Annotated in this window: 18 protein-coding genes; 14 read left to right on the top strand and 4 right to left on the bottom strand. The window is 69.2% G+C overall.

All coding sequences use genetic code 11. From position 1 onward, the window contains the following. Window positions 1-5: 5 nt before the first annotated feature. On the top strand, window positions 6-6,125 hold the full coding sequence (locus tag HPS01S_RS17125) for a hybrid sensor histidine kinase/response regulator (RefSeq protein ID WP_066158722.1): 6,120 nt from the start codon (window positions 6-8) through the stop codon (window positions 6,123-6,125). An 18-nt stretch (window positions 6,126-6,143) separates the two neighbouring features. On the opposite strand, the gene HPS01S_RS17120 is transcribed toward HPS01S_RS17125, so the two are convergent. After that, window positions 6,144-7,619: a cryptochrome/photolyase family protein gene (locus tag HPS01S_RS17120; RefSeq protein ID WP_066158720.1), complete on the bottom strand. Its 1,476-nt coding sequence runs from the start codon at window positions 7,617-7,619 to the stop codon at window positions 6,144-6,146. A gap of 55 nt (window positions 7,620-7,674) precedes the next feature. On the opposite strand from HPS01S_RS17120, the gene HPS01S_RS17115 reads away from it, so the two are divergent. From HPS01S_RS17115 to HPS01S_RS17085, 7 genes are read left to right on the top strand one after another with little or no spacing between them, the layout of a single operon-like run. Further along, entirely contained in the window at window positions 7,675-8,265 is a 591-nt protein-coding gene (locus HPS01S_RS17115) for a YqgE/AlgH family protein (RefSeq protein ID WP_066158717.1), read from the top strand. Further along, window positions 8,249-8,668, top strand: a complete 420-nt coding sequence (gene ruvX / locus HPS01S_RS17110) for a Holliday junction resolvase RuvX (protein WP_066158714.1) — start codon at window positions 8,249-8,251, stop codon at window positions 8,666-8,668. The genes HPS01S_RS17115 and ruvX overlap by 17 nt, the downstream gene beginning before the upstream one ends. Then, window positions 8,668-9,180, top strand: coding sequence for a bifunctional pyr operon transcriptional regulator/uracil phosphoribosyltransferase PyrR (gene pyrR / locus HPS01S_RS17105; protein WP_066158878.1), 513 nt, complete (start codon window positions 8,668-8,670; stop codon window positions 9,178-9,180). The genes ruvX and pyrR overlap by 1 nt, the downstream gene beginning before the upstream one ends. A 1-nt stretch (window position 9,181) precedes the next feature. Then, entirely contained in the window at window positions 9,182-10,138 is a 957-nt protein-coding gene (locus HPS01S_RS17100; RefSeq protein ID WP_066158712.1) for an aspartate carbamoyltransferase catalytic subunit, read from the top strand. After that, a complete protein-coding gene (gene hisC / locus HPS01S_RS17095; protein WP_066158709.1) occupies window positions 10,135-11,265 on the top strand; it encodes a histidinol-phosphate transaminase in 1,131 nt (376 codons plus the stop codon). The genes HPS01S_RS17100 and hisC overlap by 4 nt, the downstream gene beginning before the upstream one ends. Further along, entirely contained in the window at window positions 11,262-12,599 is a 1,338-nt protein-coding gene (locus HPS01S_RS17090) for a dihydroorotase (protein ID WP_066158702.1), read from the top strand. The genes hisC and HPS01S_RS17090 overlap by 4 nt, the downstream gene beginning before the upstream one ends. After that, complete coding sequence (locus HPS01S_RS17085; protein ID WP_066158699.1) at window positions 12,596-13,348, top strand: lysophospholipid acyltransferase family protein; 753 nt, start codon at window positions 12,596-12,598, stop codon at window positions 13,346-13,348. Before HPS01S_RS17090 ends, HPS01S_RS17085 begins: the two co-directional genes overlap by 4 nt. Before the next feature lie 9 nt (window positions 13,349-13,357). Here HPS01S_RS17085 and HPS01S_RS17080 read toward each other — a convergent pair whose 3' ends face one another. Next, window positions 13,358-14,002 carry a glutathione S-transferase family protein gene (locus tag HPS01S_RS17080; RefSeq protein ID WP_066158691.1) on the bottom strand — a complete coding sequence of 215 codons (645 nt, stop codon included), beginning with the start codon at window positions 14,000-14,002 and terminating at the stop codon, window positions 13,358-13,360. A 97-nt stretch (window positions 14,003-14,099) separates the two neighbouring features. On the opposite strand from HPS01S_RS17080, the gene HPS01S_RS17075 reads away from it, so the two are divergent. The 6 genes from HPS01S_RS17075 to HPS01S_RS17050 all read left to right on the top strand — a co-directional run bounded on the left by HPS01S_RS17075 (window position 14,100) and on the right by HPS01S_RS17050 (window position 18,285). Then, entirely contained in the window at window positions 14,100-14,495 is a 396-nt protein-coding gene (locus HPS01S_RS17075) for a DUF2946 domain-containing protein (RefSeq protein ID WP_066158686.1), read from the top strand. Window positions 14,496-14,600: 105 nt separating this feature from the next. After that, window positions 14,601-15,215, top strand: a complete 615-nt coding sequence (locus HPS01S_RS17070; RefSeq protein WP_084397467.1) for an SCO family protein — start codon at window positions 14,601-14,603, stop codon at window positions 15,213-15,215. Window positions 15,216-15,256: 41 nt separating this feature from the next. Continuing rightward, window positions 15,257-15,736, top strand: a complete 480-nt coding sequence (locus HPS01S_RS17065) for a copper chaperone PCu(A)C (RefSeq protein ID WP_066158680.1) — start codon at window positions 15,257-15,259, stop codon at window positions 15,734-15,736. Window positions 15,737-15,757: 21 nt separating this feature from the next. Then, window positions 15,758-16,165 carry a DUF2946 family protein gene (locus HPS01S_RS17060; RefSeq protein ID WP_066158678.1) on the top strand — a complete coding sequence of 136 codons (408 nt, stop codon included), beginning with the start codon at window positions 15,758-15,760 and terminating at the stop codon, window positions 16,163-16,165. An 81-nt stretch (window positions 16,166-16,246) separates the two neighbouring features. Further along, window positions 16,247-16,882 (top strand): cyclic nucleotide-binding domain-containing protein, encoded by a 636-nt coding sequence (locus HPS01S_RS17055; RefSeq protein ID WP_066158674.1) that lies wholly within the window; start codon window positions 16,247-16,249, stop codon window positions 16,880-16,882. A 17-nt stretch (window positions 16,883-16,899) separates the two neighbouring features. Beyond that, window positions 16,900-18,285, top strand: coding sequence for a PepSY-associated TM helix domain-containing protein (locus HPS01S_RS17050; RefSeq protein ID WP_218016608.1), 1,386 nt, complete (start codon window positions 16,900-16,902; stop codon window positions 18,283-18,285). Window positions 18,286-18,297: 12 nt separating this feature from the next. On the opposite strand, the gene pcp is transcribed toward HPS01S_RS17050, so the two are convergent. Next, window positions 18,298-18,966 carry a pyroglutamyl-peptidase I gene (gene pcp / locus HPS01S_RS17045; RefSeq protein WP_066158669.1) on the bottom strand — a complete coding sequence of 223 codons (669 nt, stop codon included), beginning with the start codon at window positions 18,964-18,966 and terminating at the stop codon, window positions 18,298-18,300. A 7-nt stretch (window positions 18,967-18,973) separates the two neighbouring features. Next, a complete protein-coding gene (locus HPS01S_RS17040; RefSeq protein WP_066158666.1) occupies window positions 18,974-20,080 on the bottom strand; it encodes an ABC transporter ATP-binding protein in 1,107 nt (368 codons plus the stop codon). Between the last annotated feature and the right edge of the window lie 2 nt (window positions 20,081-20,082).

Below are 20,082 nucleotides of genomic sequence, written 5' to 3'. Positions count from 1 at the left end.
CCAACATGCTCGATACCCAAGACCACGCCCCGACCGATACGCCTCTCAACGACCTGGGGCCGCTGGCCTGGGTGTTTGAGGAGTTGCGCAAGTCGCTGGAGGGTGCCAACAAGGCCATCCGGCGGTTCATCCGGGAGTCCGAGCAGGCGCGCCACAGCGACCTGGAAGCGGTCGACCCCGGGGCCTTGCGTGTGGCCCGGCAGCAGCTTCACCAGGCGGTGGGTGCGCTCGAGGTGGTCGGTCTCGCGGCCCCGGCGCAGGTGCTGCGGGGCATGGAGGCGGCAGTCCAGCGGTTCGTGCAGCGCCCGCTCAGTTGCACCGATGAGGCGGCGGGCAAGGTCGAGCGCGCGAGCTTCGCCCTGATCGAGTACCTCGAGGCGGTGCTGAACGGCAAGCCGGTGCCGCCGGTGGCGCTGTTCAGCCAGTACCGCGAGGTGCAGGAGCTGGCGGGTGCCGAGCGCGTCCATCCGGCCGACCTGTGGTCGTTTGACCGGCGGGGGGTGGAGGCGCCAGCGCCTGCCGGGGTGCCGCCGATGAAGGTGGATCCACAGGTGCGCTCGCTGTTCGATCGGCTCGTGCTGCTGGTGGTCAAGACCAACAGCCGTGCTGCCTCGACGCAACTCTCGCGCATGTGTGCCAGCCTGGCCGCTGGTGCGCAGCAACCCCGTGCGGTCACGTTCTGGCGAACAGCCGCGGCCTATTTCGAGGGTTTGTCGCAGAACCTTCTCGTGCCAGATGTCTATGCAAAGAGGGCGGCCTCCCGCATCCTGCTGCAGCTGGCCGGTCTGGTGCAAGGTGGTGCGCGCGCCGATGTGTCCGAGACGCTGTTGCACGACCTCCTGTTCTTCTGTGCCCAGGCGCGTCCTGTGCCGGGCACACCGGCGCCTCATCTCGAAGCGGTGCGCGCGGCGTTCGGTCTCAGCGATGCCGCGCCGGTGGACTACAGCCAGGCCACGTTGGGGCGTTTCGACCCCGCGTTGCTGGTGCAGGCCCGCAAGCGGATCAATGCGGGCAAGGAGTCGTGGTCGCTGCTGGCGGGTGGCGACCTAAGTCGTGCGCGGTCGGTGCTCGACCAGTACACCCTGATCGGCGAGTCGCTGCTCAAGCTGCATCCGGCCAGCACCGGACTGGCCCGCTCGCTCGTCAAGGCGGCCGAGCACGTGGCGCGCTCACCCGGGAACGTCAAGCCCGAGTTGTCAATGGAGGTCGCGACCACCACCCTGTACCTGGAAGCGGCGTTCGACGATTTTGATCCCAACGATGCAACACTGACCGACCGCACCCAGTTGCTGGCCGAGCGTCTGGAGAGGGTGCTGGCGGGCGAGTCTGCCCAGCCCCTCGAACCGTGGATGGAGCAGCTCTACCGCCGCGTTAGCGATCGCCAGACGCTGGGCAGCGTGGTCGGCGAACTGAAGGTGGCGCTGGGCGAGGCGGAGAAGTCGCTGGACCAGTTCTTCCGGGCGCCGAAGGAAAAGGCGGGGCTGCACGTGGCAGTGTCCCAGCTGGTGCAGATGCGCGGCGTGCTCTCTGTGCTGGGCCTTGAACAGGCGGTGCAGACCGTCTCCCGCATGCGCGCGACGGTCGAGCAAATCCTGGACACCGAAATCGACGAGGACATGGCCCGAGAGGCCGGAACCTTCCAGCAGCTGGGCAACAACCTCAGCGCCCTGAGTTTCCTCGTGGACATGCTCAACTACCAGCCAGCGCTGGCGAAGAAGCTGTTCGTGTTCGACGACCAGGCGGGCGAGCTCCGGCCGCTCATGGGGCGGATGGCTCCGGAAGTGCCGGTGTCCCTTCCTTCGCAGCACGCAGCTGAAACGCTGAGCCAGGACGTCCAGCGCGTGGTCGAAGGCGCCCAGAACAATGTGGACTTGGCCGAACTGAGCGAACAGCTCGATTCTCTCGCCGACCAGGCATCGCTGGCCGAACAGGAAGGTGTGGCACGCGCCGCGCGCGAGGCAGCCCAGGCCGTGGTCGGCAGCGACGCCGTGGCCGGTGCCCAGGCACTGGTGGGATTGGCCCAGTCGGGCGTCCCGGCGGTGCCTGTGGCGCAGGTGGCCCCGGTCAGCACGCCGCCCGATGACGATGGCGAAGACGATCTGCGCGACATCTTCCTGGAGGAAGGTCGTGAAGTGGTGGGCAACGGACTGGCCGCGCTCAAGGCGCTGCGCCACGAACCCGGTCAGCTGGAGCAGCTCACGATTCTGCGCCGTGCGTTCCACACCCTCAAGGGCAGCTCCCGGATGGTGGGGCTGGGTGAGTTTGGCGAAGCCGCCTGGGCGATGGAACAGGTTCTCAACTCGGTGTTGGCCGAGCAGCGGCCCGCCGAGCCGGCGCTGCTGTCGCTGGCGCAGGAAGCCATGACCGAGCTGGGCCGCTGGGTGGAGGACATCGACCAGAACCAGGACGCGCACTGGAAGGCCCAGCCCTTCCGCAACAGCGCCCAGGCTTGGCGCGATCGGCGGGAACACCTGCCGCTGGAGGGTACCCTGCCAGAGTCGGCGGTGGAAGCTGTCGAGGTTGTTGAACTGACCGAGCCGGCGGCCGAAGAACCGGTGGTGTCGATCGAGGTCGAAACGGATGACGCGCCTGCGGTGGACCTGGGCGTGGGCGCACAGGAGTCTGGCGACGCCCTGGTGATGGAGCTTGATCTTCCCGAGCCTGTGCCGTCGGAGCATGCATCGCTCGTTGATCCGGTCGAGTCCGGAGCGGGTGGTGAGGATGCGGAATCTCCCGCGCAGGTGGACCCCGCAGACGAGAATCCATCCATCTTCGACGAGATCTCTCTCGATCTGGAGGCGGAGCTTCCACAGGCGCAGGACTTGCAGGATTCCATGCCTGCTGCGCTGTTCAATCCGGCCGAGCCCGACAGCGTGCAGGTGATTGAGCTCGACGCAGTGGCGATGCCGACGCCAGAGCCGGTGCTGGTGGAAGAGCCCATGAGCGCCTCGGGACCTGCTGAGGACGATGAGGCACCGGACGTCGACGTGGGTGAGGAAGCCGCAGACATCGCCGTGCCTTCCGGTGCCGTGACGGACGAGATGCTCGACGAGCAGACCCGCGCCATCGGACCGCTGCGCATCGGCATCCGTCTCTACAACGTCTATCTCAACGAGGCGGATGAATGGTCGCGTCGGCTGGGTGTGGCGCTGTCCGAGTGGTCGCTGGAGCAGCACGAACGTCTGCCCGAGCAGGCCGAGGCGCTGGCACATTCGCTGGCAGGAAGCTCAGCGACGGTGGGCTTCCAGCCCCTGTCGGATATTGCACGGGCGTTGGAGCACGCATTGGCGCTGGTCGGTTCGCACCAGCGCGCGGGCCAGCCGGCGACCGATGCGCAGGCACAGCTTTTCGTGGCCGCCGCCGAGGACATCCGCCGCCTGCTGCACCAGTTTGCGGCGGGTTTCTACAAGGAACCCAATCCCGAGCTGCTGGCGGGTCTGGAGGCGTTGCTGCACCTGCCCACGCCAACCGAGTCGGACGCAGTCAGCGAGCCCACGACCGATGAGCCATCGCTGGACAACGAACTGAACACGCAATGGGATGCGTCGTCCATCGACACCGGGACGCCGGTCGACAGCGTGGAGCCTGTCGTGGTGGTGGACGAAGAGCCGCTGCACGTGGCACCCGAGGTCCTCGACGCCGAGTCGCTTGTACTGGCGGACGACGACACGACGCTGTCGCCCTTGTCAGAAATGGACGAACCCAGGGGGCCTGTCCAGGACATCGACGACGACATCGATGCGATGGACACGATCGATGTGGACCTGTTCCCGATCTTCTCCGACGAAGCACAGGAGTTGCTGCCCCTGCTGGGTGGTGCCCTGCGCCAGTGGATCGCGCGACCGGACAACGGCAGTGCACGCGCCGAGGTGCTTCGCAACCTGCACACGCTCAAAGGCAGCGCCCGGCTCGCAGGCGCGTTGCGTCTGGGCGAAATGGCGCACCGGATGGAAACCTCGGTTGAACGCCTGGGCACCGACACCCCGCAGACCGGGGAGCTGGAGCCCCTGCAGTCCGCCTACGACGCCCTGTGCGCCCGCTTCGACCTGCTCCGCAGCACCGATCCCGCCTCTCATGGCGTGGTGCAGACCGCGCCGGAGCAAGCCGCCGAGCCACCACTGTCGATCACGGTCGAGGACGAGGTTGTGGTGGGTTCCGGGGAGGCTGTGGTCTCGTCGGAAGCCGCTGCTTCGGTGGCGGTGCCTCAGGGTGCCGGACTGAGTGGCCTGTCTCTTCAGCAGGCGCCGGTGCCGGTGCCACAACGTGCAGGAGCCGCCGTCCGGGTCCGTCCGGAGTTGCTGGACCGCCTGATGAACCAGACCGGTGAGGTCATGATCACCCGCTCGCGCATGGAGTCCCAGCTGGTGACCCTGCGCGGCTCGCTCAAGGACCTGACGGGCAACCTCGACCGTTTGCGCCATCAGCTGCGCGACATCGAACTGCAGGCCGAAACGCAGATGCAGTCGCGCCTGGCGCAGGCGCGCGATGCCGAACTCGCGTTCGACCCGCTGGAATTCGACCGTTTCACGCGCGTACAGGAACTGACCCGCATGATGGCCGAGTCGGTCAACGACGTGGCCACGGTGCAGCGCAATCTGCAGCGTGCGGTCGAAGCGACCGAGGACGGGCTGGTCGCGCAGGGGCGCCAGACCCGCGAGTTGCAACGCGACCTGCTGCGCACCCGCATGGTGGAGTTCGAAGGCATTTCCGAGCGCCTGTACCGCGTGGTGCGCCAGGCCTCGAAGGAGACGGGCAAGCAGGTGCGGCTGGACATCACGGCCGGTCACATTGAAATGGACCGCGGCGTGCTGGACCGGATGACGGCGGCGTTCGAACACCTGCTGCGCAACAGCGTCGTGCATGGCATCGAATCGCCCGAGCGCCGGCTTGAAAAGGGCAAGCCCGCCGAGGGTCACATCGAGATCCGGCTGGCGCAGGAGCTCAACGACGTCTCGGTGACGTTCGAGGACGACGGCGCGGGCATCGATCTGGCGCGTCTGCGCGAAAAAGCCCTGGCCCAGGGGCTGGTGCCCGCCGACGCGGTGTTGTCCGACGACGAAGCTGCGCAGCTGATCTACACCCCTGGCCTGAGCACGGCTGCCGAGGTGTCCTCGCTGGCGGGGCGCGGTGTTGGCATGGACGTGGTCCGCAACGACGTGGTGGCGCTCGGTGGCCGCATCGAGACCCACACCCACGCGGGGCAGGGCAGCAGCTTCAAGCTGGTGCTGCCGCTGACCACCGCCGTCACGCAGGTGGTGATGCTGCGTGCGGGTGAACTGACGGTCGGTGTGCCGTCGACGCAGGTCGAACTGGTTCGCCGTGTCAGCGCCGACGAGCTGGCGCAGGCGTACGCCAGAAAGACGCTCATGGTCGGCGGCGAGGAGGTGCCGTTCTACTGGGCAGGGGCTCTGCTCCAGTCGACACCGCAATCGCAGGAAACACAGACCCGCACGCTGCCGGTGGTGATCTTCCGAAGTGCGGCGCAGCGCGTGGCGATGCACGTGGACGAGGTGCTGGGCAACCAGGAAGTCGTGGTGAAGAACCTCGGTCCGCAGCTCTCGCGCCTGCCCGGTCTGGCCGGCATGTCGGTTCTGGCGTCTGGCGCTGTGGCGCTGATCTACAACCCGGTGGCGCTGGCCACGGTGTACGGTGACCAGGTGCAACCCTGGATCGAGGGCCGGCTGCACCGCGACGCGGCGTCGTCCGAAGGCGCTCCCGAGCTGCCGGTCGAGGCGGCGGTCAGTGCCGTGCCGCTGGTGCTGGTGGTCGACGACTCGATCACGGTGCGCCGCGTGACGCAGCGCCTGCTGCAGCGCGAAGGCTACCGCGTGACGCTGGCGGCCGATGGCCTGCAGGCACTGGAGCGCCTGCAGCAGGAGCGCCCGACCGTGGTGCTGTCGGACATCGAGATGCCGCGCATGGACGGTTTCGACCTGGTGCGCAACATCCGCAACGATCCGCGCCTGTCCGACCTGCCGGTGATCATGATCACGTCGCGCATCGCGGAGAAGCACCGCGAGCACGCCCGCGAGCTGGGCGTGGACCACTACCTGGGCAAGCCCTACTCGGAAGACGAGCTGCTGGCCCTGGTGGCGAACTACGCGCAGGCCTCAGCCAACGCCTGACCACTGGTCGCCTGGTGATCAGGGGCAGCGCTTGACCACTGCGTAGCGCTCCAGCGTGCGCTCGCGGGCGATGGCGTGGTCGACGATCGGGTTCGGGTAGTTCTGGCCCAAGCGCACATCCGCCGCCACCAGTTCCAGTTCGGGCGCCTTCCAGGGGGCGTGGATCGCCGCGTCGGACAACCCCGCCAGCTGCGGCAGGTAGCGGCGGATGAACTTGCCCTGGGGGTCGAACTTCTCGCTCTGCGTCACCGGGTTGAAGATGCGGAACCAGGGCTGGGCGTCGCAGCCGGTCGAGGCCGCCCACTGCCAGCCGCCGTTGTTGGCGGCCAGGTCGAAGTCGATCAGCTTCTCGGCGAAGTAGCGCTCGCCCCAGCGCCAGTCGATGCCCAGGTCCTTCACCAGGAAGCTGGCCACCACCATGCGCAGCCGGTTGTGCATGTAGCCGGTCTGGTTGATCTGGGCCATGGCCGCGTCCACCAGCGGGTAGCCGGTGCGGCCCTCGCACCAGGCCGCGAACAGGGTCTGGGCGTGCTTGCCATGTTCGAAGCGCACCTTGTCGTACTCGGGTCGGAATGCGTTGCCGACCACGTGTGGAAAGTTGGCCAGGATCTGGTGGTAGAAGTCGCGCCAGATCAGCTCCGACAGCCAGGTGCTGGCACCCTTCATGCCCTGCAGATGCATCTGCCAGGCCAGCGAAGCCAGCTGGCGCACCGACACCGTACCGAAGCGCAGGTGCACGCTCAGGTAGCTGGGGCCCTTGACCGCCGGAAAGTCGCGCGCCGTGTCGTAGCGTTCGATGCGGTCCATGAAATCCGCCAGCAGGGTCTGTGCACCGCTGGCGCCGGTGGGCATGGGCAGCTTCGACAGGTTGGTGGTCTCGAAGTCCAGATCAGACATCCGGGGCAGCGGCCCATCCATCGCATCGGGCAGTGGAGCGAGGGCCGGTGCGTACTTGTCGACGGGATAGGCCTTGAGAAAGAAGGGCTCGATCTTGCGCAGCCAGGCGTTCTTGTAGGGCGTGAACACGCCGAACGGCTGGCCGGCCTGGGTCAGCACCTCGCGGCGTTCGAAGATCACATGGTCCTTGTGGCTGTGCAGCATGACGCCGGCGTGTGCCAGCGCGCCCAGCACCTGGGCATCGCGGGCCAGGGCTGCGGGCTCGTCGTCGTGGTTGGTGAACACCGCTTGCACATGCAGCTGCCGGGCCAGCCGCGGGATGTCTTCGCGCGCGGCCGCGTGCCGCACGATGAGGCCGGTGCGCTCGCGGCCGTGCCGGGCGCCCAGGGCGCGCAGCCCGGCATCGAGTTCGAGCACGCTGGCGTGGATGAACTCCACCCGCCGGTCGGCGCGCGGCAGCGGGTCGAGGATCTCCGTGTCGAACACGAACACGCACCAGACCTGGCGGCAGTGTTTGAGCGCGTGGTGCAGGGCGGCGTTGTCCTGCACCCGCAGGTCGCGCCGGAACCACATCAGTCCTCTGTCGTAGCGTGTCATCGGGGGCTGCTCGGTGACGGCGGGGCGGGCACGGGCCGCCGCTTAAAATTGCGCCATGACTGCGGATTCTGCCCCGATCAATCTCACCAATCACTTCCTGATTGCAATGCCCGGGCTGAACGACGAGCTGTTCGGCCGCAGCGTGGTGTTCATGTGCGAACACAGCGAGCGCGGCGCGCTCGGACTCGTGATCAACAAGCCTTCCGACATCCTGCTGCCCGGACTGTTCGCCAAGGTCGACCTGGTGCTGGGGCGCGACGATCTGCGCGATCAGCCCGTGTTCCAGGGCGGTCCCGTGCAGACCGAGCGCGGTTTCGTGCTTCACGAAGCCATCGACGCGGGTGAAGGCGAGTCGGTCTACGCCTCCACGCTGTCCATTCCCGGCGGGCTGGAGATGACGACCTCGCGCGATGTGCTCGAAGCCATCGCCTCGGGCGCGGGTCCACGCAAGGTGTTTGTCTCGCTGGGCTACGCGTCCTGGGGAGAGGGACAGCTCGAATCCGAGATCACCGAAAACAGCTGGCTCACGGTGGCCGCCGACCCAGCGCTGATTTTCGACACGCCGGTGTCGCAACGCTATGAGAAGGCGATGGGCCTGCTGGGTCTGGCGCCCTGGATGCTGTCCCCCGATGCCGGACACGCCTGACGCCATGGACGTGCCGGCCGCCTGCCAGACCTTTCTGGCCTTTGACTTCGGACTCAAGCGCACCGGTGTGGCCAGCGGCAACCGCCTGACCCGCACAGCCACGCCGCAGGCCACCATCGCCGCCGAAGGCGACGCGCGCTTCGCGAAGCTCGCCGAGCGCATCAAGGAGTGGCAGCCCGACGCCCTCGTCGTCGGCGTGCCGTTCCACCCCGACGGCGCCCCCCACGAGAACACCTTGCGCGCACAGAAGTTCGCACGCCGGCTGCGCGGCCGCCACGGCCTGCCGGTGTACGAGGTCGACGAACGCTACTCGACCACCGAGGCCCACGCACTTGGGGCCAAGGACGCCGATGCGGCCAGCGCCTGCATCATCCTGGAACAGTTTCTGAGGAGCCTGCCGTGATCCAAAACATCCAGCTCGACGCCGAGCTGCTCTATGCTGAACTTCGCGAAGGCGTCCAGGCGCTGATTGCCGCCACCCCGCAACCGGTGGTGCTGGCCGGCATCACCTCGGGCGGTGCCTGGCTGGCCGAGCGCCTGCAGCGCGACTTGGGCCTGCCCGGCGACGCCGGTGTGATCTCCTCGTCCATGCACCGCGACGACTTCGCGCAGCGCGGCCTGTCGATCTCGGCTCAGACCGTGCTGCCCTATGAAGTGGACGGTGCGAACGTGGTGCTGATCGACGACGTGCTCTACACCGGCCGCACCCTGCGCGCGGTGATCAACGAGCTGTTCGACTACGGCCGCCCCGCGAGCGTGCAACTGGCGGTGCTGGTCGACCGCGGCGGTCGCGAGCTGCCCATCCAGGCCAATGTCTGCGCCGCCACCCTGACCCTGCCCGCCAACCAGTTGCTGGAGCTGGCGCGCGACAGCGAGGGGCGCTTCCGATTCGTGCTGGAAACCAAGGAAAACTGACGTGCCACGCAACCCCCAGCTGAACAAGAACGGCGAGCTGATCCACCTGCTCTCCACCGAAGGCCTCCCGCGCGACATCCTCACGCACATCCTCGACACTGCGTCGAGCTTCGTGAGCGTGAGCGACCGCGAGGTCAAGAAGGTGCCGCTGCTGCGCGGCAAGAGCGTGTTCAACCTGTTCTTCGAGAACAGCACCCGCACCCGTACCACCTTCGACATCGCGGCCACGCGCCTGTCGGCCGACGTCTACACGCTGGACATCGCGCGCAGCTCCACCGCCAAGGGCGAGTCGCTGCTGGACACCATCGCCAACCTGTCGGCCATGGCGGCCGACATCTTCGTGGTGCGCCACAGCGAATCGGGAGCGCCCTATCTCATCGCCCAGCATGTGGCCCCGCACGTGCACGTCGTCAATGCCGGCGACGGCCGCCACGCGCACCCCACGCAGGGCCTGCTGGACATGTACACCATCCGGCACTACAAGAAGGACTTCACCAAGCTCTCGGTGGCCATCGTCGGCGACGTGCTGCACTCGCGCGTGGCGCGCTCAGACATCCACGCGCTCACCACGCTGGGCTGCCCCGACGTGCGCGTGGTCGGCCCGCGCACCCTGGTGCCCAGCGACCTCTCGCATCTGGGTGTGCGGGTTTGCCACACGCTGGAAGAAGGCATCAAGGACTGCGACGTGGTGATCACCCTGCGGTTGCAGAACGAGCGCATGAGCGGCGCCCTGCTGCCATCGAGCCAGGAGTACTTCAAGAGCTTCGGTCTGACCACCGAGCGCCTGCGCTGGGCCAAGCCGGACGCCATCGTCATGCACCCGGGGCCGATCAACCGCGGCGTCGAGATCGAGTCCGCCGTGGTCGACGGACCGCAGAGCGTGATCCTGCCGCAGGTGACCTTCGGCATCGCCGTCCGCATGGCCGTGCTGGGTATCGTGGCCGGGAACGAGGCATGAGCTCTAGGAAAGAGGCTGCTGCGCGTGCGCTCTGGAGCCCCGCGGTGCGCGGGCTGCACGCCTACGTGCCCGGCGAACAGCCGCAGGGCGCGGGCTGGATCAAGCTCAACACCAACGAGTGCCCGTACTCGCCGTCGCCGCGCGTGCTCGACGCGGTGCGTGATGCAGCTGACGAACGCCTGCGCCTCTACCCCGACCCGACCGCGTTGTCGCTGCGTCAGACCATCGCGAAGCGTTTCGGGCTGACGCCCGAGCAGGTGTTCGTCGGCAACGGCTCCGACGAGGTGCTGGCCCACGCGTTCTGCGCCCTGCTGCGCCACGGCCGGCCTGTGCTGTTCCCGGACGTCAGCTACTCGTTCTACCCGGTGTACTGCGCGCTCTACGGCATCGAGCCGCAGCCGATCCCTCTGGACGATGCCTTCCGCGTGCGCGTGGCCGACTACCGGCGCGGCAACGGCGGCATCGTGCTGCCCAACCCGAACGCCCCGACGGGCATCGCTCTCTCTCTGTCCGAACTGACCCAGCTGCTCGAAAGCAACCCGGGCTCGGTGGTGGTCATCGACGAAGCCTATGTGGACTTCGGCGCGGAGAGCGCCGTGGCGCTGATCAATCGTTTCCCGCAGCTGCTGGTGGTGCGCACGCTGTCGAAGTCGGCCGCTCTGGCCGGGCTGCGCGTCGGTTTTGCCATGGGCCACACCTCGCTGATCGAGGCGCTGCACGTGGTCAAGGACAGCTTCAACTCCTACCCGCTGGACCGGCTGGCGCTGGCCGGTGCACAAGCCGCCATCGAGGACGACGGGCACCTGCAGGCGCTGTCGGCGCGCATTGCCGCCAGCCGCCAGTGGCTGGAACAGCAGTTCGACGGCCTGGGTTTCGACTGCCTGCCGTCGAGCGCCAACTTCCTGTTCGTGCGCCACACCAGCGCGCGCGCGGCCGACCTGTTCAGCGCCCTGCGCGAGCGCCGCATCCTCGTGCGCCACTTCAAGCAGCCCCGCATCGACAACCACCTGCGCATCACCATCGGCACCCAGGCCGAGTGCGAGGCCCTGGTCGATGCGCTGCGGCACATCCTGTCCACGTCCTCTTCCGCCGGGGCACCGATCTCCGCACCGATAGGCACACCATGAAGATCCTGATCCAGAACGGCCGCGTCATGGACCCGGCCAGCGGCCGCGACGAGCTGGCCGACATCGCGATTGCGGCGGGCCGCATCATCGCCATCGGCAAAATCGCGCCCGACTTCCATGCCAACCGCACCATCGACGCCTCGGGTCTGGTGGTCGCGCCTGGCCTGGTTGATCTGGCTGTGCGCCTGCGCGAGCCCGGCCAGGAGCATGCCGGCATGCTGGAGAGCGAAATGGCCGCGGCCGTGGCCGGCGGTGTCACGTCGCTGGTCTGCCCGCCCGACACCGACCCGGTGCTCGACGAACCGGGCCTGGTGGATATGCTCAAGTTCCGCGCCGAGAAGCTGCACCAGTCGCGCGTGTTCCCGCTGGGCGCGCTCACGCGAGGCCTCCAGGGCGAGGTGCTGACCGAGATGGCCGAGCTCACCGAGTCCGGCTGCATCGGCTTCGGCCAGGCCGAGGTGCCCATCGTGAACGCGCAGGTGCTGCAGCGCGCGCTGCAGTACGCCGCCACCTTCGGCTACACCGTGTGGCTGCGCCCACAGGACTTCTGGCTCGGCAAGGGCGTGGCCGCGAGCGGCCCGCTGGCCACGCGCATGGGCCTGGCCGGCGTGCCGGCCGCGGCCGAAACCATCGCGCTGCACACCCTGTTCGAGCTGCTGCGCGGTGTGCACGGCGCGGCCAAGGCGGCGGGCGAGAAGGGCGTGCACGTGCACCTGTGCCGCATCAGCAGCGCCGCTGGCCTGGCCCTGGTGCGCCAGGCCAAGGCCGAGGGCCTGCCGGTCAGCTGCGACGTGAGTGTGCACAACCTGCACCTGACCGACGTGGACATCGGCTTCTACGACAGCCGCGCCCGCCTGCAGCCGCCGCTGCGCCAGCAGCGCGACCGCGAAGCGCTGCGCGCCGGCCTGGCCGACGGCACCATCGACGCCCTGGTGTCCGACCACAACCCGGTGGACGCCGACGCCAAGGTGCTGCCCTTCGCCGAGGCCGAGCCCGGTGCCACCGCGGTGGAGCTGCTGCTGGGCCTGGCGGCCAAATGGGCGCAGCAGGATGGCCTGGGCCTGATGCAGGCGCTGGCCGTGCTCACCAGCGGCCCGCAGGCGGTGCTGGGGGGCGCACTGGGCACGCTGCAGCACAGCGTGGGGCAGATCAGCGTGGGCGGCGCGGCCGACCTCTGCCTGTTCGACCCCAACGCCAGCTGGGCGGTGGAGCCGGCCGCCCTGCGCAGCCAGGGCAAGCACACGCCGTTCGAGGGCCACGAGATGCCGGTGCGTGTGCGCGCCACGCTGGTGGCCGGCCAGGTGGCCTACGAGGCGGCGCGGGCCGCGGCGTGAGCGGCCGGCGGCGCTCGGCCCTGGCTGCGGGGTGGCGCATCCTGCGCGCCCTGGGCCATGTGCTGCGCGGCCTGTGGACCATCCGCAGCGAATTCGGAAAGCTGACGCCCGAGGCGACCGACCTGCTGGTGCGCGAGTGGACCCGCCAGATGCTGGGCATCCTGGGCGTCACGCTGCAGGTGCGCGGCACGCCGCCGGTGCACGGCCCCCTGCTGGTGGTGGCCAACCACATTTCTTGGCTCGACATTCTGGTGATGAACGCGGCGCGGCCGTCGCACTTCGTGTCCAAGGCCGACGTCAAGGCCTGGCCGGTGATCGGTGCGCTGGTGACCGGCGCGGGCACGCTCTACATCGAACGCGAGAGCCGGCGCGACGCCATGCGCGTGGTGCACAAGATGGCCGAACATCTGCGCGGCGGTGACATCCTGGCGGTGTTTCCCGAGGGCACGACCGGCGACGGCCAGACCCTGCTGCCCTTCCACGCCAACCTGATCCAGGCCGCGATCGCGGCCGAAGCGCCGGTGCTGCCGGTGGGGCTGAGCTATGTCGATCCGGTGCACGGTCGGCGTCACGACGCGCCGCTGTTCATCGGCGATACCACGCTGCTGCAGTCGCTGTGGAACACACTGCGCGCCACCGACGTGGTGGCGGTGGTGCACTACGGCGAACCACAGCGCGCCCAGGGCCGCGACCGACGCACCTGGGCGCAGAACCTGCGCGATGCGGTGACCGCACTGCGCGAGGGCTGATTTTTCTGACTACGCTTTCGCGCGCGCCAGCATCAGTTCGGTGTTGGCCTTGCGGTCGGCGTTGACCTTCTGCACCGCAGGGCGTTCACCGATGCGCCTGAGGTAGTCGCGCACCGGCAGGTCCGCCAGCACGTCCTTGCCATAGATGATCTTGCTGGCGCTGCTGACCAGCGGCAGGTGCACCGCGGCGCCCACATCGGCCAGCGTGAATTCGGCGCCGCCGATGAAGGACGGGAAGCCCGCCAGCGTGGCGAACGCGGCCACGTTCTTCTCCAGCTGCTGGGCCGTCTTCTCCTTGGCCGCGTCGCTGATCTTGCCGCCGAAGAAGGCCTCGGGGTAGAGGTTGCGCGCCACCAGCTCCAGGTGCAGCTCGATGAAGCGCAGCAGTTCGCGCGCCTTGGCCGCGGCGAACGGGTCTGCCGGCAGCAGCGGGTGCTGCGGGTACTTCGCTTCCAGGTATTCGAGGATCACGGTCGACTCGCACAGCGGGCCTTCGTCGGTCTTCAGGTAGGGCACCTTGCCCAGCGGGCTGGCCGCCCGGTCGGTCTGGCCGACCCAGACCAGTTCTTCCTGGAAAGGGACGTCTTTTTCGAGCAGGGCGAGCTTGACCTTGTTGTAGTAGTTGCTGGCCGAGAAGCCGCAGAGGGTGAGCATGGGGTGTGTCTCCTGGAGGTTGGGCGAACAGCGGCATCGTAGGGGCCGCGGGTTCCGGGATGCGTCGCCCACAGGACCGCGCTGTTAACATCGCGCGATGTCTTTCCTGCGCCTGCGTCGCCGTTTTGCCGCCTGGCTGGCCCTTGTGGCCATGCTGCTGGGTGCGCTCGCGCCGACCATCGCACAGGCCCGGATGGGCGGCAGCGACCGCGCCGACTGGCTGGAAATCTGCACCACCACCGGCATGGTCTGGGTCCAGGCCGACACCGGCGAACTGGCGCAGAAGATCGATGGCCAGCCCGCTGGCTCTGATGCCAGCCCGCACTGCCCCTGGTGCACCCTGCACGGTGGCGCCAGCGGCCTGCCCCCGGTGGAGGCCGTGGCCATGCTGCCCGCCCCGCTGGCCGAACAGCCTTCGGCGTTCTACCGCGCCCCCCTGACCGACACGGTCTGGGCGACCGCCCGTTCCCGGGCGCCTCCGCTGAGCCTCTGAAAACCCGCGCCGTGGCGCGCTCCTGCGGGAGTGCGCCTGTGTTGTCCGTTTTTCGGGGGTGCCATGCCTCTCGCGTCCGTTTCCTCTTCGCTGTTTTCACGCGCCATGAGCCGTCGACAGAGCCTGCTGTGGCTCGCAGCCGGTGCCGCCGGTCTGCTGTCGGGCTGTGACCGGCTGTCCCCTGGTGGCCAACCGGCGACGCCCTCGTTCAAGGGCATCGACATCACCGGGGCCGACTACGCCCGCGGTTTTTCGCTGACCGACTTCAACGGGCAGACCCGCACCCTGGCCGACTTCCAGGGCCGGGTCGTGATGCTGTACTTCGGCTTCGTGCAGTGCCCCGATGTCTGTCCGACGGCGCTCACGCGCGCCGCGGCGGTGATGGAGCGGCTGGGCCCCCGGGCCGGCGATCTGCAGGTGGTCTTCGTGACCGTGGACCCGGAGCGCGACACGCCTGAGCTGCTGCGCGAGTACATGGCCGCCTTCCACCCCAGCTTCCTGGCCCTGACCGGCAATGCCGAGCAGATCGCGCAGACCGCGAAGGACTTCCGCGCTTTCTACAAGAAGGTGCCCACCGGCAGCAGCTACACCATGGACCACACGGCGCTGAGCTACCTGTTCGACCGCCAGGGCCGCATCCGCGTGGCGCTGCGGCACGAACAAACCGCCGATGACTACACCGCCGATGTCCGCGCGCTGCTGGATGCCCCGGCGTCCTGATCCCTTTTCCCCCAACTTTTTTTCAACCCCAAGGAGTCCCCATGAAACACCTCATCAGCATCGCCCTCATCGCCGCGTCGGCCAGCGCCTTTGCACAGTCCTCGGTCGAGATCAAGGACCCCTGGGTCCGCGCGACCGTGGCCCAGCAGAAGGCCACCGGCGCCTTCATGCAGCTCACCGCCAAGGCCGACAGCAAGCTGGTCGAGGCCCAGTCGCCGGTGGCCGGCGTGGTCGAGATCCATGAGATGGCGATGGACAACAACGTGATGAAGATGCGCCAGATCCCCGGCCTGGCGCTGCCGGCCGGCAAGGCGGTCGAGCTCAAGCCTGGCGGCTACCACGTGATGCTGCTGGACCTGAAGGCCCAGGTGAAGGAGGGCGACGTGGTGCCGGTGACGCTGGTGTTCGAAGGCAAGGACGGCAAGCGCGAAACCGTCGAGGTCAAGGCCCCGGCCAAGCCGCTGGCGACTCCGGCCGCCATGGGCAGCAAGCCCGCACCGGCCACCGAGCACAAGCACTGATGTCCTGAGCCTGTTCGCCCGATGACCCTCCTGTCCTGGCACCACCTGGCCCGGCGACTGTCGGGCTGGCTGCTGGCCGCCCTGCTGCTGGCCACGCTGGCGCCTGCGGTCTCGCGCGCGCTCGCGGCCGGGCCGCCGCAGGACGGGCAGGACTGGGTCGAGCTCTGCACCGCGCAGGGCATGCAGTGGGTGCTGGCGAGCGAGCTGGGTCGCGATCCGGCCGCCGGCCCCGACGGTGAGCGTCCGGGCGCGCTGGATCTGTGTGGCCACTGCACGCTGGCCGCCGAACGCTTTGCGCCCCTGCTGCCCGGTTGGCCCGCGCTGCCCGCGGTGGTGGCGAGCTGGCCCACACCGTTCTTCTTCTCCACCGATCTCCGGTCCGCCGAGGCGCCCCGCGCCGCCGCGCGCGGCCCGCCGCTCCAGGGCTGATTCACCGGCGGGCCTGTCCCGCCTCGTCGGCCGCGGTGCACCGATGCACTCGGCCTCGTGAAGTCCGTTTCTGGAGTTGCCATGTCGAACCCTGTGAAAGAACCGGTGCGCCTGTGCGCCGGTCAAGACCCCCTTTTCAAGGCCGGTGCCACCGGTGGCCTGTGGCGCGTGCTCGACGGCACGGTGCGCCTGGACCGCGAGAGCGGCCCGTCCCGCCTGCCGGTGCTGATCGCCCTGCCGGGCGATCTGGTGGGCGTCGAGTCGCTGTGTGACCAGCCCTACCAGTTCACCGCCATTGCCTTCACCGACTGCCGGCTGGCCCCGGTGCCGGTGACCACCGAGACCGAACGCGAGGCCCTGCTGCGCGAGGCCCTGTTCCAGCAGCAGATGCGCACCCAGGACATGGCCACGCTGCGCACCGGCAACGTGCTGTCCCGGCTGGCCTGCCTGCTCCAGCTGCTCGGCCTGCCCTGGCAGGGCGCACAGGCGGCCGACGAGGCGCGTGCGGACGCGCTGCGCTCGGCCCTGCCTGCCCTGCGCGAGCTGGCCCAGATGGTGGACGCCAAGGCCGAAACCGTGTGCCGCGGTCTGGCCCAGCTGCTGCCGCCGCGCCGCCGCAAGAGCGGCCCGGCCCGCGTCCACCCGCTGCCCCCGGTCGCGCCGACCGGGTTCGCGCCCTGGGTGTCGCCGTCTATGGCCATCGGCGCCCTGTCATGAACCTTCAGAAAACCCCCATGCCACCCACCACCCCCCCGACGCTGGGCCAGTTCCACATGCTGGCCTGGCGCTGGCACTTCTACGCCGGCCTCTACGTCGTGCCCTTCCTCACCATGCTGGCCGTCACCGGCCTGGTGATGGTGTTCTTCACCGGCTTCCAGCACCGCCTGGGCATGAACATCGACGTGCAGCCGCAGGCCACCACCGCCCCCGTCGGCACGATGGCGCAGGCGGTGCTGGCCCAGCGGCCCGGCGCGCAGCTCAAGGAGGTCGTGGCGCCGAAGTCCGAGACGCGGCCGGCCTGGTTCGTGGTGACGGTGGACGGGCGCGACGAGGCCGTGGCCGTCAACCCCTACACCGGCGAGCTGCTGCGCAACGTGGACAAGGAGCACACCGTGTTCGCCTGGGCCGAGAAGATCCACGGCACGCTTCTGCTCGGTGACCTGGGCGACCGGCTGATCGAGATCGCCGCCGGCCTGGGCATCGTGCTCATCGTCACCGGTGCCTACATGGCCTGGCCGCGCGGCGGGCAGGGCTGGACCCGGGTGCTGCTGCCCGACCTCTCGGCCAGGGGCCGCAGCGCCTGGAAGTCGCTGCACGTGAGCGTGGCCTTCTGGGTCGGCCTGGTGCTGGCCTTCTTCCTTCTGACGGGGCTGGCCTGGGCGGGCATCTGGGGTGGCCATTTCGTGCAGCCCTGGGGCAGCTTCCCCGCCGCCAAGTGGGACGACGTGCCGAAGTCCGACGCGACGCACGCGGCGCTCGCCACCCCGGGCCTGAAGGAAGTGCCCTGGGGGCTGGAGCAGACGCCGATGCCGGCTTCCGGCTCCAGCGCCGGCCGGCCGGGCATCCCAGACGGCCAGCCGGTCGACCTCGACACGGTCGACGCCTACGCGCGCTCCATCGGTTTCAGCGGACAGTTCCACATCGCCGTGCCGCGGGACGACACCGGCGTCTACAGCATCAGCGCCGACAGCATGAGCGGCGACCTGAGCGACCCGACCGGCGACCGCTTCGTGCACCTGGACCAGTACACCGGCCGCGTGCTGGCCGAAGCTGCATTCGCCGACTACTCGCCCATGGCCAAGCTCATGGCCGTGGGCATCGCGCTGCACCAGGGCGACATGGGCCTGTGGAGCGCCTGGGCCAACGTGCTGTTCTGCCTGGCGGTGCTCTTCCTGTGCGTCAGCGGCATCGTGATGTGGTGGAAGCGCCGGCCCGCGAACGCCGGTCGTCTGGTGGCGCCGCGCGCACCCGCCGACGCCGCGCTCTGGAAAACCGGTGCGGTGGTGATGCTGGCGGTGGCGCTGGCGTTCCCGCTCTCGGGCGCGGTGCTGGTGGCGGTGCTGCTGCTGGACGGCTTGCTGATTTCGCGCATCCCGGCGCTCAAGCAGCGCCTGAACTGAAGCGGAGCGGGATCAGTCCAGCGCGCCGCCCACGCGCTGCAGGTCGCCCCGGCCTCGCCACTGCAACGCTGTGGCCAGCAGGTGCTGCACGGCGTGCACCTGGGTGTCCAGCGGGAGCGCGAAGGCCCTGGGGCGCTCCGCGACCTGCTCGGGCAGCCAGGGCAGGTGCACGAAGCCGGCCTGCACGCTGCGGCGGCGCCGCAGGGCGTGCATCAGGCCATAGAACAGGTGGTTGCAGACGAAGCTGCCGGCGCTCAGCGACTCAGCCGCCGGCACGTCCTTGGCCTGCAGCGCCGCCACCAGGGCCTTGACCGGCAGGCGGCTGAAGTAGGCCGCCGGTGCGCCTGGCAGCACCGCACGGTCCAGCGGCTGCGCGCCCGCGTTGTCCGGGATGCGCGCGTCGTCCCGGTTGACGGCGATGCGCTCCACCGTCACGCCTTCGCGTCCGCCGGCCTGTCCGAGGCAGAGCACCAGGGCGGGTCGCTGAGCCGCCAGCTCCTGCTCCAGTGCGGCGATGGCGTCACCGAACACACAGGGCAGCACCAGAGAGGTCACCGGCCGGCCGCCGATGTGCTGGCCGTGCAGGGCCTGCGCGACGAGCGCGCTGGGGTTGAGGCGTTCGCCACCGAACGGCTCGAAGCCGGTGAGCAGGATGGACGGCGTGGTCCGGGCACCCGCCACCGGGGCCTCAGCGCAGGTGCACGCCCGGCGCGGGCGGCGTGGTCGCCGTGGCGCCGCGCTCGAAGGTGACCACGTGGTCGACCTCGGCCCGGATGCCGATCCACTCGCCCACCGCGTGGTTGTGGTGCGAGGGCACGTGCGTCATCAGCGTCTCACCGCTGGACAGGCGCAGCGTGTAGAGGAACTCGGAGCCGCGGAAGGCCTTGCGCACGATCTGCGCCTTCACCGGCGCCTCGTCGTCGTGCACGATGTCGTCGGCGCGCAGCAGCACGTCGCACAGCCCGGCCTCGTAGGCCGAGGGCAGCGGGCATTCCTCGACATCCAGCAGCGCGCCCATGGGCGTCTGCACGATCACCTCGCCGGCCACCTGCTGGATCTGTGCCGGCGCGAACACGCCGTGGCCGATGAACTCGGCCACGAAGCGCGTGGCGGGCCGGTGGTAGAGCGCATAGGCGTCGTCCCACTGGTGCAGGTGACCCTGGTGCATGACGCCGATCAGGTCGCCGATGGCGAAGGCTTCCAGCTGGTCGTGGGTGACGAAGAGGGCGGTGGCGCCGGCGGCCTTGAGGATGCCGCGCACCTCGTGCGCCAGCCGCTCGCGCAGGTCGACGTCGAGGTTGGAGAATGGTTCATCCAGCAGCAGCAGCCGGGGGTGCGGTGCCAGGGCGCGGGCCAGGGCCACGCGCTGCTGCTGGCCGCCGGAGAGCTCGTGCGGGTAGCGCGCCTGCATGCCGTCCAGCCCGACCAGCGCCAGCACCTCGGCCACGCGCTGCTCGCGTTCGGCGCGCGGCAGTTTGGCGATGCCGAAGGCCACGTTGCGGCCGACGTCGAGGTGGGGGAACAGCGCGTAGTCCTGGAACACCATGCCGATGCGTCGCCGCTCGGCGGGCACGTGCAGCGAGCCGTCGCTGACGGTTTCGCGCTCCAGCGTGATGCTGCCGGCGTGCGCACGTTCCAGTCCGGCGACCGCGCGCAGCAGCGTGGTCTTGCCGCAGCCCGAGGGCCCGATCAGCACGCCGATGTCGCCCGCACGAAGGCCGAGCGACACGCCGTCCACTGCGGGGTGGGACGAGCCGGAGTACTTGACGCTGAGCTGGCTGACCTGGAGGAACATGG

The organism is Hydrogenophaga pseudoflava NBRC 102511, from assembly GCF_001592285.1.
Classification (GTDB): Bacteria; Pseudomonadota; Gammaproteobacteria; order Burkholderiales; family Burkholderiaceae_C; genus Hydrogenophaga; species Hydrogenophaga pseudoflava.
This window is presented reverse-complemented; position numbering and strand designations above follow the sequence as displayed.